General features: G+C 55.8%; 15 protein-coding genes and 2 tRNA genes. 10 read left to right on the top strand and 7 right to left on the bottom strand.

What is annotated here, in order from left to right; all coding sequences use genetic code 11:
- Positions 1-169: 169 nt before the first annotated feature.
- From GN112_RS07035 to hemW, 5 genes are all read left to right on the top strand, one after another.
- Positions 170-391: a 4Fe-4S dicluster domain-containing protein gene (locus GN112_RS07035; protein ID WP_155309553.1), complete on the top strand. Its 222-nt coding sequence runs from the start codon at positions 170-172 to the stop codon at positions 389-391.
- 84 nt (positions 392-475) lie between these two features.
- Positions 476-1,624, top strand: a complete 1,149-nt coding sequence (locus tag GN112_RS07030; protein WP_155309552.1) for a 2-oxoacid:acceptor oxidoreductase subunit alpha — start codon at positions 476-478, stop codon at positions 1,622-1,624.
- A gap of 1 nt (position 1,625) precedes the next feature.
- Positions 1,626-2,429: a 2-oxoacid:ferredoxin oxidoreductase subunit beta gene (locus tag GN112_RS07025; protein ID WP_155309551.1), complete on the top strand. Its 804-nt coding sequence runs from the start codon at positions 1,626-1,628 to the stop codon at positions 2,427-2,429.
- The gene (locus GN112_RS07020) at positions 2,430-2,969 is read left to right on the top strand and encodes a 2-oxoacid:acceptor oxidoreductase family protein (protein ID WP_155309550.1); all 540 of its coding nucleotides are present in this window, start codon (positions 2,430-2,432) and stop codon (positions 2,967-2,969) included.
- A 47-nt stretch (positions 2,970-3,016) separates the two neighbouring features.
- Positions 3,017-4,219 (top strand): radical SAM family heme chaperone HemW, encoded by a 1,203-nt coding sequence (gene hemW, locus GN112_RS07015; protein ID WP_155309549.1) that lies wholly within the window; start codon positions 3,017-3,019, stop codon positions 4,217-4,219.
- A 155-nt stretch (positions 4,220-4,374) separates the two neighbouring features.
- Here the strand turns inward: hemW and GN112_RS07010 are convergent, their stop codons facing one another.
- From GN112_RS07010 to GN112_RS06995, 4 genes are all read right to left on the bottom strand, one after another.
- Complete coding sequence (locus GN112_RS07010) at positions 4,375-5,667, bottom strand: TRAP transporter large permease (protein ID WP_155309548.1); 1,293 nt, start codon at positions 5,665-5,667, stop codon at positions 4,375-4,377.
- Positions 5,668-5,670: 3 nt separating this feature from the next.
- Entirely contained in the window at positions 5,671-6,153 is a 483-nt protein-coding gene (locus GN112_RS07005) for a TRAP transporter small permease (protein ID WP_162458818.1), read from the bottom strand.
- Positions 6,154-6,386: 233 nt separating this feature from the next.
- On the bottom strand, positions 6,387-7,943 hold the full coding sequence (locus tag GN112_RS07000; RefSeq protein ID WP_155309546.1) for a long-chain-fatty-acid--CoA ligase: 1,557 nt from the start codon (positions 7,941-7,943) through the stop codon (positions 6,387-6,389).
- A gap of 298 nt (positions 7,944-8,241) precedes the next feature.
- Positions 8,242-9,234: a TRAP transporter substrate-binding protein gene (locus tag GN112_RS06995; RefSeq protein WP_155309545.1), complete on the bottom strand. Its 993-nt coding sequence runs from the start codon at positions 9,232-9,234 to the stop codon at positions 8,242-8,244.
- Positions 9,235-9,504: 270 nt separating this feature from the next.
- Here GN112_RS06995 and GN112_RS06990 point away from each other — a divergent pair, with 270 nt between their 5' ends.
- Genes GN112_RS06990 through GN112_RS06980 form a run of 3 tightly spaced genes read left to right on the top strand, consistent with a single transcriptional unit; the run spans position 9,505 to position 12,313 of the window.
- Complete coding sequence (locus tag GN112_RS06990; RefSeq protein ID WP_155309544.1) at positions 9,505-10,233, top strand: FadR/GntR family transcriptional regulator; 729 nt, start codon at positions 9,505-9,507, stop codon at positions 10,231-10,233.
- 44 nt (positions 10,234-10,277) lie between these two features.
- Complete coding sequence (locus tag GN112_RS06985) at positions 10,278-11,654, top strand: CoA-binding protein (protein ID WP_155309543.1); 1,377 nt, start codon at positions 10,278-10,280, stop codon at positions 11,652-11,654.
- Positions 11,639-12,313 carry an acetate--CoA ligase family protein gene (locus GN112_RS06980; protein ID WP_155309542.1) on the top strand — a complete coding sequence of 225 codons (675 nt, stop codon included), beginning with the start codon at positions 11,639-11,641 and terminating at the stop codon, positions 12,311-12,313. The genes GN112_RS06985 and GN112_RS06980 overlap by 16 nt, the downstream gene beginning before the upstream one ends.
- 145 nt (positions 12,314-12,458) lie before the next feature.
- Here the strand turns inward: GN112_RS06980 and GN112_RS06975 are convergent, their stop codons facing one another.
- The 3 genes from GN112_RS06975 to GN112_RS06965 are packed head-to-tail and all read right to left on the bottom strand — an operon-like array spanning position 12,459 to position 15,913.
- A complete protein-coding gene (locus GN112_RS06975) occupies positions 12,459-13,745 on the bottom strand; it encodes a DUF2333 family protein (protein ID WP_162458817.1) in 1,287 nt (428 codons plus the stop codon).
- A gap of 51 nt (positions 13,746-13,796) precedes the next feature.
- A complete protein-coding gene (gene selB / locus GN112_RS06970; protein ID WP_155309540.1) occupies positions 13,797-15,710 on the bottom strand; it encodes a selenocysteine-specific translation elongation factor in 1,914 nt (637 codons plus the stop codon).
- 23 nt (positions 15,711-15,733) lie between these two features.
- On the bottom strand, positions 15,734-15,913 hold the full coding sequence (locus tag GN112_RS06965; RefSeq protein ID WP_155309539.1) for a hypothetical protein: 180 nt from the start codon (positions 15,911-15,913) through the stop codon (positions 15,734-15,736).
- Between the two features lie 200 nt (positions 15,914-16,113).
- On the opposite strand from GN112_RS06965, the gene GN112_RS06960 reads away from it, so the two are divergent.
- Together GN112_RS06960 and GN112_RS06955 are read left to right on the top strand one after the other, a co-directional pair.
- A tRNA-His gene (locus tag GN112_RS06960) sits at positions 16,114-16,189 on the top strand.
- A 52-nt stretch (positions 16,190-16,241) separates the two neighbouring features.
- A tRNA-Arg gene (locus GN112_RS06955) sits at positions 16,242-16,318 on the top strand.
- Positions 16,319-16,687: the final 369 nt, after the last annotated feature.

The following is a 16,687-nucleotide window of genomic DNA, read 5'->3' as shown; positions in this document are numbered from 1 at the left end:
AAAAAAGTGTACGGATAATCCGGCTTTTTATTGACAAGTGCCGGATCAGCTTTTATGACGGGCACCATTTCAGGGCCCCGGCAATGGCCGTTGCCGAACAGAGACATACCGGTTGCGAAAAAGATGGGTGAACCCGCTTGTTCGTGGCCCCAAATGGCAGGGGAAAGACATGTCAAAGCAAAAACTCAAGTCCCATCGAATCAACCGGGAGTGGTGCAAGGGATGCGGGATCTGCGTGGCCTTCTGCCCGAAGAAGGTGCTGGAGCTGGACCGGGAAGACAAGGCGGTGGCGGTGCGCCTTGAAGACTGCATTGCCTGCCGGCTGTGCGAGCTGCGCTGCCCGGACCTGGCCATCACCGTCGAAACGGAAGATGTTCCGGTTCCATCGTAGGGGCGAAAAATCTTTCGCCCCTACACGGCGACACCCCATGACCAGGAACCGCACGTATCAACCCAGGCATTCAAAGGCAATTCCATGACCAGACAAGTCAAATTCATTCAGGGCAACGAGGCCTGCGTGGAAGGGGCCCTGTACGCGGGGCTGGAGTTTTTCGCCGGCTACCCGATCACCCCATCCACGGAGATCGCCGAGCATCTGTCGGCGCGGCTGCCCCAAAAGGGTGGCAAGTTCATCCAGATGGAAGACGAAATCGCCAGCATGTGCGCCATTATCGGGGCGTCGCTGACCGGCAAGAAGGTACTCACGGCCACATCCGGCCCGGGGTTTTCGCTCAAGCAGGAGGCCCTGGGGTATGCGGTGATGGCCGAAATCCCCTGCGTGATCGTCAACGTACAGCGCGGCGGCCCGTCTACGGGGGTACCGACGCATGTCAGCCAGGGGGATGTGATGCAGGCGCGCTGGGGTACCCACGGGGACCACAGCATCGTGGCCCTGACCGCCTCCAACCACCAGGACGTGTTTGCCATGACCGTGGAGGCGTTCAACATCGCCGAGACCTACCGGACGCCGGTGGTGCTGCTGTTCGACGAGGTGGTGGGGCACATGCGCGAGCGGCTGGAGATTCCCGAGGCGGGTGAGATTCCGCTGGTGGAGCGGCTGCGCACGATGGTGCGCGAGGGCGTGGACTACCACCCCTACCTGCCCCGGGAAGACGGACGCCTGCCCATGAGCGATTTTGGCGGGGTACACCGCTTTAACGTCACCGGCCTGGTGCACGACATGTGGGGTTTCCCTTCGGACAACCCCACGATCGTGCACGGCCTGTTGCGCCACCTGGTGGACAAGATCGAGAACAACGCCGGGCAGATGGCGCGTTACAAAACCTTCTACCTGGACGACGCCGACACGGTGCTGGTGAGCTACGGCTCGTCGGCACGCTCGGCCCTGCACGTGGTGGAGGGGCTGCGTTCCCGGGGCCATAAGATCGGCCTGCTGGAACTGCAGACCCTGTGGCCGTTTCCGGCGGATGTGGTGCGCGAGACCTGCAGCCCGGCCCGGACCACGGTGGTGGTGGAGATGAACATGGGCCAGGTGTGCCAGATGGTCAAGCACGTGGTGGCGCACCCCGAGCGGGTGTTTCTGGCCAACCGCATCGACGGGGCGTTTATCACCCCCACGGACATCAAGCAGATACTGCGCCTGATCAAGGGCAAGGGGGTATAAGATGGCAGTTCAGGATTACATCCGGCAGCGCTTTTTCCCGCACATGTGGTGCCCTGGCTGCGGCCACGGGATCGTGCTCAACGGGATGATCCGGGCAGTGGAGCAGCTGGGCATGAGCCGCAACGAGATCGTGATGGTTTCGGGCATCGGCTGCTCGTCGCGCATCTCGGGATACGTGGATTTTCACACCCTGCACACGATCCATGGCCGGGCGCTGGCCTTTGCCACGGGGGTGAAATTGAGCCAGCCGGAGCTGAACGTGATCGTGCCCATGGGCGACGGCGATGCCCTGGCCATCGGCGGCAACCACTTCATTCATGCGGCCCGGCGCAACATCGACATTACGGCGATCGTGATGAACAACCGCATCTACGGCATGACCGGCGGTCAGTACTCGCCCCTTACCGGCCCGGGGATGATGGCCACCACGGCACCATACTCGAACATCGACCAGGGGTTCGACATCGTGGCGATGGCCAGGGCGGCCGGGGCGACGTTCGTGGCCCGCACGACCACCTATCACGTGCAGCAGATGGCCGAGCTGATCCGCGAGGCGGTGCTGCACGAGGGCTTTTCGGTGGTGGAGATCATGAGCCAGTGCCCGACCTACTTCGGCCGCAAGAACAAGCAGGGCGGGGCGGTGGAGATGATGAAGCAGATGAAAGCCATGACCACACCCATCGGATCCAAGGCCAAGCAGGCGAACCCGGAGTTGATCGAGCGGGGGATTTTTGTGCAGGTGGACAAGCCCGAGTACTGCAGCGAGTACAACCGGATCATCGAGCGGGCCATGGGAGGAAAATAGATGGAACGATGCAGGATGGTATTTTCAGGCTCCGGCGGGCAGGGGGTGATCACGGCGGCGATTATTTTGGCCGAGGCGGCGGTGCTTTACGACGGGCTGGAGGCGGTCCAGACCCAGGCCTACGGCGCGGCGGCCCGTGGCGGGGCCACGCGCAGCGATGTGATCATCGCCGACACCCCGATCAACTTCCCCAAGGTGATCCAGCCCAACGTGCTGGTCTGCCTGACCCAGGAGGCATACAACACGTTTTACGGCATTATCCGTCCCGGGGGAATGCTGCTCACCGATCCGCGCTATGTGAAGCCCCAGCTCAAGGTGGACGCGATCCAGCGCGAGCTGCCCATGTACGAAACGGTGATGGAGCGGATCGGCAAGCCGATCGTGTTCAACATCTGCATGCTGGGCGCCATCGTGGGCCTGACCGACCTGGTGCGCCCCGAGTCGATCATGAAAGCTTTGGAGACGCGCATCCCGGCCGGCTTTCTGGATATGAACCGGCAGGCTTTGGAGCTGGGGCTGGAATTGGGCAAAACCGCATAAACGGATATGTCGGGGCCACCGGCCGGTCGCCCCGACAGAATGCTTGCATGCAAAATGAACGCGCAACGGATACGCAGGCCGCACTTGGTACAGATACCGCCCCTGCAGGAATTTATATCCATGTGCCGTTCTGCCGGGCCAAATGCCCCTATTGCGATTTCTACTCGGTTACGGACAGCGACCGCATACCGAATTTTGTCGATGCGCTGTTAAAAGAACTGAAACGCCGGCGTGGCCGGGTGCCATCGGCCGATACGGTCTATTTCGGCGGCGGTACCCCGTCAATCCTGACGCCCGGCCAGATCGAACGTATTCTGGGCGCCGTCCATGATGCATTCAATATGATGCCCGATTCGGAAGTGACCCTGGAGGTCAATCCGGGAACGGTCAGTCTGGATTCGTTGCACGGTTTCCGTAACGCCGGCATCAATCGCCTGAACATCGGTCTACAATCCACCAATGACCGGACCCTTGGTTTTCTCGGCCGCATCCATACCGCCGAGCAGGCGCGCAATACCTACCGGTGGGCACGGCAGGCGGGATTCGACAATGTTGGCCTGGACCTGATTTACGGCATTCCCGGCCAGAGCCGGGAAGCATGGCGGGCGGAGCTGGCCGATGTGACCCGCCTTAAAAGTGAGCATCTCTCCTGCTACACCCTGACCCTGGAGCCGGGAACCCCGCTGGCCGACCGCGTGAACCAGGGACGGATCCCTTCTCCGGACGAAGCCGTGGTCGGCGATCTTTTCGTGTTCACGTGCAAATGGCTGGACGACCACGGGTACCGGCAGTACGAGATTTCCAATTTTGCCCGTCAAGATCCGGGGAAGGGAATCGACCTTCGCTCACGCCACAATCGCAAATACTGGAATTTCGTACCTTATCTCGGCTTCGGGCCGGCGGCTCACAGTTTTCTGGATCAGTGTCGGTGGTGGAACCACCGGAATCTTGCGGCTTACCTGGCCGATGTTGCGGCCGGCCGGCTACCGGTGGCGGAGAAGGAGCGCCTGACCCGCGACCAGCAGCTGATCGAAGCCATCTACCTTGGTCTGCGCCAGACCGACGGTATCGATACGGTGGATTTCAGGCAGCGATTCGCAATTGATTTTTTTGATTACTTCAGGAAGGCGATGGTGCCGCTGATCGATGGTGGATTGATCCAGTTGGCATCCAGGCGGGTTCGGCTGACCGCACAGGGGATGCGGTTGTTGGAGCATGTTGCCGATGTTTTCATTCAAGCACTTGAATAATCGTCCGGCGTTTTTGACATGAGGATCCCTCGGTCTTTAAAGGAATAAGGGCCTGCAACCGATGACGGCTGCGGGCCCTTTTTTATCGCTGATAGCATTATATGCATTTTTTAACAGGTTGGTCTTAAATTCCTTTCTTTCAATGGCGTTCCCGGTTACCTGGGTCCCAAAATCAGATCGGGGACGAACGTGGTCAGCCAGGGGACAAAGGCCAATACGAAAAGGGCCACGATATAAATGAGCAGGGCCGGGGTAATCGCCCGGGTGATCTGCACGAAGCTGACCCGCGTCACCGCCTGAGCCGTGTAAAGCAAAAGTCCCAGGGGCGGGGTGATGTAGCCGATACCAAGCCCGACGCTGAACAACAGGCAGTAGTGAATCGGATCGATGCCCATGTGCCGGGCGATGGGCATCATGATCGGCACCAGGATCATGATCGCGCCGATCTGGTCCATGAATGTGCCCACGATCAAAAGCACGATGCAGGTAAAGATCAGAAACAGCGATGGGTTGGGGATGTGGGCCATGGCCAGTTCGAGCAGTTTCTGGGGAATTTGCTGCAAGATGATGTACTCGGAAATGACGCCCGCGCCGGAAACGGTGATCACCAGTGCCCCGCTGACCACGCCGGTCGAGATAAGCAGTTCCTTCAGATCGGACAGTTTGATCGCCCGGTAAATGGCCATCTCGACAATCAGTACCAGCACGCAGGCCACCACCGATGCCTCGGTGACGGTGAAGGCGCCGGAATAGATGCCGCCAAAGAGCACGAAGATGATCAAAATGGCGAAGAAGGCCTTCTTGCCGGCGTCGAGAAGTCCCTTGAAATCGAAGCGTTCCAGGGCCTCGCGGCCCAGGCCCTTGCGATGGGATTCCCACCAGGCGTACAGGGAGAGCATCAGCATGATCAGCGCCCCGGGCAGGTAGCCGGCGGCAAAGAGGCGCACCACGGACTCACCGGCGGTGAGCGCACAGATGATCATGATGATACTGGGCGGGATGATGATGCCCAGAATGGAGGCGGCGGTGACCAGGCCCACGGAAAAGGCCTTGGGATACTTGTACTTGTCCATGTGGGGGAAGATGACGCCGCCGATGGTGACTACAGTGGAGATGGCCGATCCGCTGATGGCGCCGAAGACGCCCGAGGAGATGACCGAGGTGATGCCCAGCCCCCCGGGCAGCCAGGAAACGAACTTCCAGGCAAACTGCACCAGGCGGGTGGCCGACTGGCCGCGGACCATGACCGAACCCATGAAGATGAAAAAGGGAATGCAGATCAGCGAGAAGTTGTCGATTTTCTTCAGCACGGTCTGGGCCACGAACATGAAATCCATGCTAGTGAAAATCCACAGCCCCAGGACGCCGGTGAAGTAAAGACAGATGTAGATGGGAATGCGCAAAAGGAGCAATCCGAACAGGATGGCGAGCATAATGATCGATTCCATGATCTAACGTCCTTTCTTTCCGCGTTCGAAAATCAACTGGCGCAGACACTCAAGGGAACGGATGACCAGCAGAATCCCGAAAAAGGGAAGCATGCCGGCGATAATGCTGGTCGGGATCTGCAGGATGGGGGTCACGGTTTCCATTTCGATTTCGATCTGCATGAACTGGACGCCCGCGTAGACAAAGGTGCCCCCCGCCGCCATGCGCACCAGGTTGAGGAACAGGTCCAAAAGGAAGCGCAGGCTGGGAAACGCCATGTAGATGGCATCGACTTTGAGTTCCAGATCGTTTTTGATGGAGGCGCTGGCCCCCAGGAACGTCATCAGCATGAACAGGTAGGTGGTCAACTCGTCGGGCCAGGTGAGCGGGCGCTGGAAGATATAGCGGGTGGCGATGCTGATGGTCAGGGCCACCAGGCAGATGGCGAAACTGACCAGGATGCCCCAGCGTTCCAGGCGATCGATAACGGCAATAACGGCCTTCATAACAGCTCCTTTTTCAAGGCGGTCCGCCTGCGCTTGCGGGCGTGAGCGGACCATTGGACGCAAACACGCTATTTGCTTACCGATGCGGTGTGTGCATTGGATCGTGTCCAGCTATAGCATTCAAGATAATGTTTTTGGGCGGCGTTATCGGTCGTCGCAGTATTACCATACGACTTCCTCCCTCCGGCCTTGCCAAAAACATTATCTTAAGCGCTATACTTTTTACCAACCGATCAAACCATGCGATCACGGTCTTTCCAAAACTCATCGCGTAATACGCGTTTGAGTATTTTACCGGTTGGGCTTTTGGGGAGATCGTTCATGAACTCGATTGTTTTTGGCTTTTTATAGCTTGCCATATTTTCCTTACAGTAGGCAATCAGTTCTTCCGCAGTGGCCGCGACATCCGGTTTCAACGCGACAACAGCTTTAACGGCTTCTCCCCAGTGGTCATCCGGAACGCCGATAACCGTTGCCTCCAGCACCGCCGGGTGGCCGTAAAGAACTTCCTCGACTTCGCGGGGATAGATATTTTTCCCTCCGCTGATGATCATATCATTTTTCCGGTCGACGATATAGATAAACCCTTCCTCATCCAGGCGGGCATAGTCACCCGTGTGCAGCCATCCGCCTTTTATCAATTTATCCGTTTCTTCCGGTAGCTGCCAATACCCGACGGTCATCGGTTCTCCGCGAACGACCAATTCTCCGACTTGACCGACAGGGATCTCCTGGTCGTAATCGTCGACCAGCCGGGCTTCAAAAAGAGCCGCCGGACGTCCGCACGAGGCCAGGCGCTGCATTCCGATTTCACTGTTATCAAGATGATCCGCTGGCCGCAGAACCGTTGTCATGGGACCGGTTTCGGTTTGTCCGAAAAATTGCATGAAACCGCAATCCATCCGTTTCAGGGCCTGTTTGAGAAGGTTGACCGGCATTGGAGACGCAGCATAAAGCGCCAGACGCAGGGCGCTTAAATCGTACTGCTCAATATGATCGCCCTGAAGCAGGGTGTTGATCATCGTGGGAACAAACTGGCAGATCGTGATGCGGTGCCGCGATAGAAGAGAGAGCACATCCTGAGGATCGAAATTGCCCTCGCGGCGCAGGACGATGGTATTGCCCCTGAGAAAATGACACAAGCGGTCTTCCAGCGTTACATGGTAGAATGGAAAGAGAAGCAGAACCCGGTCATCCGGCTGCAGGCTCATCTCAATGGAACCGGAAAGTGCGTTGAGGTAGTTGTGGCGATGGGTCCGCATGGCACCTTTGGGATTGCCGGTGGTACCGGAAGTCAGAAAGATGCTCATCAGGTCATCGTCATTGACGGCAACATCCGGTTCAGTGTCACTTTGACCCTCGAAAAGAGCTTCATAGCGATGGTGATCGGGTAGGGACGCATCACCAATGCAAATCGATTTTTCCAGCGAATCGATCTCTTCCTTTAGTTTGTCCACTTTACTACTGAATTCTTCGGCAAAAAAAATAAAACGCGGAGCAATGTATGATAAATCGCGCTGCAATTCATTCATTTTCAGCAAATTGTTGATCGGCACCATAACCCCACCAATTTTGCACAACGCCATATAAATTTCAAAATATTCAATACAATTGTGAACCAGAACGGCAACGCGATCGCCGTGTTTGAGGTCCATTTTGAGCATGGCGCTCGCCAACTGATTAACCCGCTGATTTAATTGCGCGTAGGTAAGGGACTTTTCATCGAGGATCAACGCGGTTTTGTTTGGAACTCTCGCAGCAGATAATCGTAACACATCCTTCATGGCCATGGCGATACTCCTTAACGGTAAAAAAGGTTAATTCTTCTGGTATGACAATTCCCAAACGGCTGTTCGCCTAAATCCAGGATCGATGAAAAACAAAACCCCTTAAATACTTACACGTTTAAAAATATCATATAGAAAATTAACACGTTAATATTAAGTATATAAAGATCAAAAAAATTGGCAAAACAATTGTTGGGGACGACTATGGCGCTTGCCATTGAAGACGTTATCGATACCCGCGACGGGGGGCGCCTGCAACCCTTGCAGACGTCCCTGTTTTTCATCCGATGCGGGTTTTTTGTTATTCTATGGATGCGGTAAGAGCCTTGATTTTGTTCAGCCAAGCTTTGCCGATATCACCCTCGAACTGTTTCCAGACGACCATCTCCTTCTCTTTAAACTTGGCCATCTCCTCCGGAGCCAGCTCGGTCACGACGATGCCTTTTTCCTTGAGTACCTTGTCGCCTTCGATGGTCAGCTGTTTGCTTTGCTCACGGGCCTTGGCCAGGTTGGCGGAGATAATCGTGCCCAAGCCATTGCGAGTGTCTTCATCGAGTTTGTTCCACCACTTGTCATTCACCAGGAAGAAGAAGAGCCCCACCATGTGACGGGTGTGGGTATAGTATTGGCAGACATCGGTCAGGCGCATACGCATGACGTTGACGGTCTGATCCGTTCCATCCACAACGCCTTGTTTCAGTCCCGGGAAAACATCTGCCCAGGCCATGGGCAGGGGATTCATGCCTAGGGCGTTCCAGAAGGCCAGGGGGTAGCGCGCCTGGGTGGTGCGCATCTTCAGTGGTCTGAGTTCTTCGAGGGTCTTAAACGGTTTGGTACTGGCAATGCCGTAGCGTCCGAAATAGCAAAGATCCAGAACCAGCAGGCCTTTGTTTTTCAGGCAGGTGAACAACTCGGTGCGCAGGGCGTCATCGGCCAGCAGGGCCTCCCATTTTTCATAGGAATCCATGCAGTAGGCCAGGGTGCCGATACCGAACTTGTCATTGAGTTCGGGGGCGTAGTTGCCGGTCAGGTAGGCTCCCTGCAGAACGCCCATACGAACTTTCTTGATGATCTCGATGGCGCTGCCCATTTGCCCGGAGTGGAAAAATTTGGCATTGACCTTGTCGCCGATCTTCTCGTTGACTTCTTTTTCAATCCACTGTCCCGACTCAGGTCCGGGTTCGATGGGATTGATGAAGTGGGCGAACTTGAATTCCACAGGGCCTGCGTGAACTGCTGCGGTTCCGATGAAAAAGGCAAAGGCGGTCAAAACAATCATCAATTTGTACTTCATGTGGAACTCCTTTCATTCTGGCCCGGCAGCGTCTCAAGACGACGTCCGGTCCGGTTGTGGAAATGAATAATGGTTGTGATGATCGAACCCAACATCAGACCTTACGGTCGTGGTCCTCCCAGTAATCCTTTTGAAAATCATAATATGAATTATGTTCATGAATAATTGGCCATATAGTTATTGACTATTCCAATCATTATATGGTCTAATGTTTGATGTCAATGATAAAATCTGAATAAAATTTATCAATAAAAAAAAGGAAGGAACTCCATGGGTTTTTTTATCCCGATCAAAACCTCCAGAGCTTCTGAAGACGTGTTTTCTCAGCTGAAGGGCGCCATCCTTTCAGGAAAGTTCCAATCCGGCAGCAAATTGCCGTCCGAACGTGAACTGACAGCCGAATTCCAGGTCAGCCGGGGGGTGATCCGCGAAGCCATCCGGATGCTCGAACTGAGCGGGTTTCTTGCCATCCGGCAGGGGCATGGGGGCGGCGCTTATGTCACCGACCTGACGCTCAGTCATGTGGGCAATGCGTTCCTGGATCTTTTCCAGACCAACACGCTCTCCATGGCTGAGGTTTCCCAGGTGCGGCTTTTTATCGAACCTGAGGTGGCCAGGCTGGCTGCCCTCAGTTTCAACCCGTCCCATCTCAAACGGATTGAGGAGGCCGAAGCGGGTGAGTATATTGAATTCAAATCGCTGACCGATCGGATCGCCCGGCTTACCGCCGTGCATAAAGTGCTGGCCGATATTTGTGGCAACCTGTTTTTCGAGGCCATTGTCCGATCAATACTCAAGATTACTGCGGAAGTGGTCATGAACGCGGTTCCGGACCCTGATTCGTTGCACGGTCCCGGGGATCACCGGGCAGTCATCGATGCCGTCAAGGCCGGGGACGCGCCGCGCGCAGCCGCAGAAATGGCCCTCCACCTGAGGGGGTTCTCAACCACAATTGTCGAACTCGAAAAAGTATACCGCCGGAAGATCGCGAGGGAGTAGGCTTTATTCGCGGTCCAACCATCCCAGGGTAAGGAAAACCAAAAATGAATCTTGACCGGTTACTAAAACCCGAACGCGTGGCCGTTGTCGGGGTTTCCATCACCAATGACAATCACCCGGCCAACGTCATCTTCAAGAAATTGCAGTTTCGTTATCCGGTGGATGTCTATGCCGTTAACAACCGTGGCGGAGAAATACACGGGGTGCCGGTATACAACAGCCTGGCTGCCGTTCCCGATTCCATTGACTTAGTGGTTGTCGCCGTACGGGCAAAGTACACCTTGGATGTTGTCAACGCCTGCATCGACCTTGACGTCGGGGGGGCCATTATCGTGTCCGGCGGATTTGCGGAAACCGGGAATGCGGATCTTCAGAATCAGGTGGCTGAGGTGGCCAAAGCGGCGGATTTCCCCATTATCGGGCCAAACTGCCTGGGCCTGTTTTCTCCCGGTAAAGTCGATACCTTCATTCTGCCCAGTGAGCGAATGGAAATTCCCAAACCGGGCGGGGTGGCCATCATCAGCCAGAGCGGTGCCTTCCTGGTCGACCTGCTGGTGAAGTTTTCAAAACATGGCATCGGCGTCAGCCAGGCCATCAGTATCGGCAATAAGGCCGTATTGAGAGAGATCGACCTGCTCAACTATCTCAAGGATGACCCCGAGACAAAGGTGATCACTCTTTATATCGAGGGGTTCGCAGAAAACGAAGGCCGCGCCTTTGTCGAGGCGGCAACCTGTATCGGAAAACCGGTGGTGGTGAACAAATCGGGGAAGAGTGCAGCAGGCAGCCGGGCAGTGAGCAGCCACACTGCGTCCATTGCCGGCGATTACAAGGTGTTTTCCGAAGTGTTCGCCCAACATGGAATTATCGAAGCGCAAAACGAATACGAGATCCTCTCCTATTGCAAAGTACTGAACAGTTACCCCCGCAACATTGAGCGTAACGTCGGCATCATCACCATCAGCGGTGGCCATGGCGCTGCCGCCACCGATATGTGTGCCGCCAGGGGGTTCGGTCTGCCGGAGATTCCCGAAGCGGTCCGCAAACGGATCTACCAGCGCCTTTCGCCCTCCGTGCGGGACATCGCGGCGATCAACAACCCGGTTGACCTGACGGCCAGCGCCATTGACGAGGATTTTGTCGCCGTTTACGATGAGATGACCAATCTTCCCGAGTTCGATGCGTTTCTCATGCTGGTGCTGCCCTATTCCACCGGGGTTTCCATCGATATCGGTGCCAAGGTGAGTAACCCGTCTAAAAAACGCGTTCGTCCGCTGGTCGCCTACATCCCGCATATGGCCAAATACCAGGCCTTTATCGAGGGATTTGAATTGAACGGCGTCCCGGTCTCCGATTCGATCGATGGCGCGGTGATGATGCTTGAGGGAATGAGGAGATATCAGCAATGCTTTCGCCTGTAATACAGACCATTTTATCGGCGTCCGCCGATCGGGGGTGGGTGCTGGAACCGGATGCCAAACGGATCATGCGTGAGGTCGGGCTGGATGTACCGGACTTCCGTTACGCGACGCAATTGGAAGCGGCTGCGAAAAGCGCCGCCGAGCTCGGTTATCCCCTGGTGGCCAAGGTGGTGTCACCGGCGGTACTGCATAAATCCGAGGTCGGTGGGGTGGCCGTGGGCATTGACTCCGACGCGGCTCTAAAGGATGTGTTTGCGCGCTTCAGCCGGATTGAGGGATTTGCCGGCATCCATTTGGAGAAGATGGCCAGGGGGCTGGAGCTGATTGTGGGGGCTAAGGTGGATGCCCAGTTCGGCCCGGTGATCCTGTTGGGGCTGGGCGGTACCGGGGTGGAGATTTACCAGGATGTGGCCATCCGCATGGCCCCGCTCTCCGCGCCGGATGTCGGCGCCATGGTGGATTCACTGACGGGAGGAAAACTCCTTAAAGGATACCGTGGTGCCGACCCGGTGAATATGGAGAAATTGACCCACACGCTGTTGTTGTTTTCCGCCTTGGTGATGGGAATCGAGGACCGGATCGCCTCCATCGACCTCAACCCGGTGCTCTGCGCGAAAGAGGCCTGCGTGATCGCCGATGCGCGGATTATTTTGCGGTAACCGGCCGCTCTGGTTGGTGGATCACCGGGCACCTGCTGCAAAACGTTTATCTGCAACCGTAAATGAACGCCCCGTCAGCTTACAATTTCAAGCTGACGGGACGTTGAATGTTGTTTTCCTCTTTCCGGTGCCAGGAACCAGATGGTCAGGTGGACAAGGTCTTGATCAATTGCCCCAGGTAAAACCGGGCATGGCTGATGGGAGCGGCCATATTGGCCCGGTGATTGGCCAATATGCTGCTCAGGTCGCGGTCCAGGATGATCCACGGTTGGATTGCCGCAGCCCGTTGACAGGAGAGGATGGCATGGTGCAGCAGTTCAGTGGCATTGCGTGATTCCAGGGTCAGCAGAAAATCATGGTGAACGGCTTCCAAAACCGTGGCCATGGAGCTGGCCACCCCCTGGGTATAAAAGAAATAGTCGTCCACGGCGAAAAAACTGACCGGCGAGCCGTCTTCATTGGCCTGTTTGACCAAATTCTCATCGCAGCTGCCGAGCAGGTCCTCGAAGGAGGAGAGCAGCGGAATCAGGTTGTCGGTACGAATATAAAAGGTGGCCTTACCTTTTTCCAGCTTCTGAAGATAGGTTTCCAATTCCTCCAGCCCCTCCTTGTATTTGGATTCGGCTGAGGGGAACCAGTAGCTGGTGGCTTTGACCATGAACCAGTTCATGGCCTGTTCGAGATTTTCGTCAAAGGCGTCGGTGGTTCCGGTTCGGGAGATGCGTTCGGCCAAGGCAACGGTGGTCCGCCGGGTCACTTCCAGCACGCCCATTTGAAAGTTGTTGATGTTATCGGTGACGTTGATAATGTCGTTGGGTCGCCACCCCCACCAGCGTTCCTCAAGCTCCTGATAGAGCGGTTTGATGGCTGCTTCCACAAAGGCGACCCCCTTGGGTTTCGGTTTGTGGATCGGTGCCATAATGGCCGTGGCCGGCAGCGCACTGTGGCTGACGGGGCTCGGCTTGGCGGCCGTTTGGCTGGTGGTTTTATGTGCTGTCGTGGCCGGCTGCGAATGCGTCACCATATCCTTGGAAACGGTGGCGTGGGTGTCGGCGGCCTTGGCTGTGCTGGTGGATCCATGACTGTCAGTGGATGGAACGGCAGATGCAGTGACATGACCGGCGGCTGCCTGATGCGAACTTGCCGTAGCTCCATCTGCTTCGGTTTCCGTACCGGCGTGGGTCGTGTCGGTTGCCGCATGGTCGTCGGCCTGGGGCGAGGATACATGGCTGGTTTCAGCAGACGATGTTGTTTTCAGGGGGGTGTCATGGGACGTTCCGGCGCTGTCCGGGGGGGCGGTTGGGACCGGTGAGCTGAAGATGACAACCAAGGCCCACAGAACGATAATGGCGATGGCGACGCCGGCGATAATGCGCGGTGTGGCAAACTTCTTGAATTCGAAACCTTTGGCGCGGTCCCCGTTGTTTCCCATGGCTGCTCCGTCTTCCATACTGGCCCGACCGGCGGTCCGGCCGGATCGGTCTTATTGGCGTTTTCTGAGTTTCCGGATATCTCCCACGCGGATGGTAACATTGGTCGCGTCGAAGTGTTCGATCAACGGTATCACATATTTACGTGAAGCTCCAGTCATATCCTTGAACTCGGGCGTCGAGATCTCCCCCTTTTCCAGGATATGGGCCACCAGTTTCTTCTTTAGTTTTTCAATGACCCGGCTGTCATAATAAAGGTCTTCCTTGACCTTGATCAGTACCCCTTCACCGATCAGCAGTTCCAGGACGCCGCGGGCGGATTTTGCATCCATCTCAAGGTCGGCGGTAATTTCGCGAAAATAGGGCGGCGTCAGGCCGCTTTTCCGGTAAATGTCGGCGATCTGCTGTTTCACGACCTCCTGGTCGACCTGCAGCGAGACCGTGTGCGCGGCCAGCCGGACCGTGTCGTCCTCAAGGACCAGTTGCTGGTCCTTGATCATGCGGTTGAGAACTTGGGTAAAGAGCTTCGCATTGGCTTTCCGGGGAAATTTGGATTTCAGCTCCTCTTTGGAAATGCCGGGCTTTAGTGGATTGCGCTGATGGTACTGCTCCAATACATCATGGCTCAATGTCTTGAGCTGATCAAAAACGGCCAGATGGACATAGGTGCGGTTGTCCTTGTCCACCAGAACAATGGTCTGGCTGTTGAGCAGATTGGCGGTGGTGGTGGTCAGGGCTTTTTCGGGCTGGTTGGTCATCAGCAGCAGATCGGCAAAGGTTACGCCGGCAGGACCGGCCATGCGGGCCTGATAATCGATGATTGCTTTGGCGTCGGACTCCACCAGGTCCATCAGCCCGTCGATGATCTCCTGTTGAAAGCGCTTGTGCTTGGCTGGTATGGGGTTGAGCACCTTGCCGCCGCCGATGGTGCGCACCGGTGAATAGCTGCGGATGACGAAACGGTCGTCGCGGATCAGGCTGACCGGCTCGTCCAACCGGATCTGGGCCGGGCAGGTGTCCCCGGGTAGCAGATCCTCGCGGTCCAGCAAAATCAGGTTGCCCATGGTTTCACTGGTGCCGGTGTGAAAACGCACCTGGGTCCGGTTTTTCATGGGCTTTCTGTTGCTGGAAAGATAGAGCAGTTCGAGGTCGACCATGTAGCTGGGCGTCAGGGTGTTTTCCCTGGCGATAATTTCCCCGCGGTTGATGGCCGCCTTTTCCAGCCCCTGGAAATTGATGGCCGTGCGCATTCCGGCCTCGGCCATCTCGCGGCCCTGGTTATGCACCTGAAGGCCGCGAACTTTGGAGGTTATTTTGCTCGGGTAGATCATGATGGTTTCGCCGACATTGATCTTCCCCGAAATCAGGGTGCCGGTTATGACGGTGCCGAACCCCTTCATGCTGAAGACCCGGTCGACCGGCAACCGGAACAGCCCGCTGGAGGCGCGTTCGGGTACGTTTTCGCTCAGGGTGTCCAGCTTTTCGATGAACCGGGGGATGCCCTGTCCGCTCATGGACGAAACCGGCACGATGGGCGCTTCCTCCAGAAACGTTCCCCGGGTGAAGTCGCGGATATCTTCGGTGACCAGTTCCAACCACTCTTCATCCACCATATCAATCTTGGTCAGCACCACCAGGCCGTACTTGATGCCCAGAAGGGTGCAGATTTCCATGTGCTCCCGGGTCTGGGGCATGACCCCCTCATCGGCGGCAATGACCATGGTGACAATATCGATGCCCGTTGCACCGGCGACCATGTTTTTGACAAATTTTTCATGACCGGGAACATCCACGATCCCCAGGTGGCGGCCACTGGGCAGGTCCAGAGAGGCAAAACCCAGTTCGATGGTGATACCGCGTTTTTGTTCCTCCTTGAGCCGGTCGGTATTGGTTCCGGTAACGGCTTTGATCAGACTGGTCTTGCCATGGTCAATGTGCCCGGCAGTGCCGAGAATAATCTGTTTCACAGTCGATAGGCTCCGGCAGTAGGTCAGGGTTGCTGTTTTTTTTTGTTGCGCAGGTACTCGGCAAAATAGGCCAGCCCCACTAGAATGACGCCCAGCCCGGCCACATAGATCAGGTTGGCGTCGGGATAGAACAGTCGTGAGAGAACCACGGCAAAAACAGCGCCCAGAATGGCTCTGATGATGAATATCTGAAATTGGGTCAAGCGATTACCTCATTTTCATGCGATGGTCGAGTAAGATCCCGAATAGTATATTAGAAGCCGAAACGGGTCAATACCCAGTCACGTTCGATAAATGAGCCGCTGCTGGCACGGTCCAGAAGCCGAAACGATAAAAAAACAACCTATCAAAGAATTAGGTTGAAAAGGGCAGGGAGATTTGTTAATAGTCAACGTTTCTTATGGTGGGTGTAGCTCAGTTGGCAGAGCATCAGGTTGTGGCCCTGAGGGTCGTGGGTTCAAGTCCCATCACTCACCCCATAAAAATAAAGGCCATTGCACCACATTCCCATGCAATGGCCTTCATACTTGAGCGCCTGTAGCTCAGCTGGATAGAGCGCCGGACTTCGAATCCGTAGGCCGGGGGTTCGAATCCCTCCAGGCGCGCCATAAAATCAAGGGGTTAGCCATTTAATGGTTGCCCCTTTTTTCTTTGGTTGCGCATAGGTTGCGGATGATTGCATCAGCATCCATGTCGTCCAGACGATTGTTGATTTGCATATAACCCAAGAAAAATGGAATTGGTGGGATTTGGCGGGATTTTAGTGATACTGGGGACTTGTGGACGGCGTGGGGCGGATTTTGGTGAAAAAATCTATGTCGATAAATTTGGCTGTCTCCGGCCCCGCATGGGTGTTTTTTTGCACATAAAATCAGAAAAATCAGATTCCCTTTGCTTGACGCTGATCCACAATGCAACCTTTCAAGTTTGTTATTATGTGATAATTTCGAAAAATATTATTTAAATGAAGCCACTAA

This window comes from Desulfosarcina ovata subsp. ovata (assembly GCF_009689005.1).
GTDB lineage: Bacteria > Desulfobacterota > Desulfobacteria > Desulfobacterales > Desulfosarcinaceae > Desulfosarcina > Desulfosarcina ovata.
This window is presented reverse-complemented; position numbering and strand designations above follow the sequence as displayed.

What these genes read in the sequence shown, in the direction of transcription:
- GN112_RS06975 (WP_162458817.1), bottom strand. Translation starts at nt 13,745, where the DNA reads ATGGGAAACAACGGGGACCGCGCCAAAGGTTTCGAATTCAAGAAGTTT.
- GN112_RS06995 (WP_155309545.1), bottom strand. Translation starts at nt 9,234, where the DNA reads ATGAAGTACAAATTGATGATTGTTTTGACCGCCTTTGCCTTTTTCATC.
- GN112_RS06980 (WP_155309542.1), top strand. Translation starts at nt 11,639, where the DNA reads ATGCTTTCGCCTGTAATACAGACCATTTTATCGGCGTCCGCCGATCGG.
- GN112_RS07025 (WP_155309551.1), top strand. Translation starts at nt 1,626, where the DNA reads ATGGCAGTTCAGGATTACATCCGGCAGCGCTTTTTCCCGCACATGTGG.
- GN112_RS06985 (WP_155309543.1), top strand. Translation starts at nt 10,278, where the DNA reads ATGAATCTTGACCGGTTACTAAAACCCGAACGCGTGGCCGTTGTCGGG.
- GN112_RS06990 (WP_155309544.1), top strand. Translation starts at nt 9,505, where the DNA reads ATGGGTTTTTTTATCCCGATCAAAACCTCCAGAGCTTCTGAAGACGTG.
- GN112_RS07020 (WP_155309550.1), top strand. Translation starts at nt 2,430, where the DNA reads ATGGAACGATGCAGGATGGTATTTTCAGGCTCCGGCGGGCAGGGGGTG.
- GN112_RS07010 (WP_155309548.1), bottom strand. Translation starts at nt 5,667, where the DNA reads ATGGAATCGATCATTATGCTCGCCATCCTGTTCGGATTGCTCCTTTTG.
- hemW (WP_155309549.1), top strand. Translation starts at nt 3,017, where the DNA reads ATGCAAAATGAACGCGCAACGGATACGCAGGCCGCACTTGGTACAGAT.
- GN112_RS07030 (WP_155309552.1), top strand. Translation starts at nt 476, where the DNA reads ATGACCAGACAAGTCAAATTCATTCAGGGCAACGAGGCCTGCGTGGAA.
- GN112_RS07005 (WP_162458818.1), bottom strand. Translation starts at nt 6,153, where the DNA reads ATGAAGGCCGTTATTGCCGTTATCGATCGCCTGGAACGCTGGGGCATC.
- GN112_RS07000 (WP_155309546.1), bottom strand. Translation starts at nt 7,943, where the DNA reads ATGGCCATGAAGGATGTGTTACGATTATCTGCTGCGAGAGTTCCAAAC.
- GN112_RS07035 (WP_155309553.1), top strand. Translation starts at nt 170, where the DNA reads ATGTCAAAGCAAAAACTCAAGTCCCATCGAATCAACCGGGAGTGGTGC.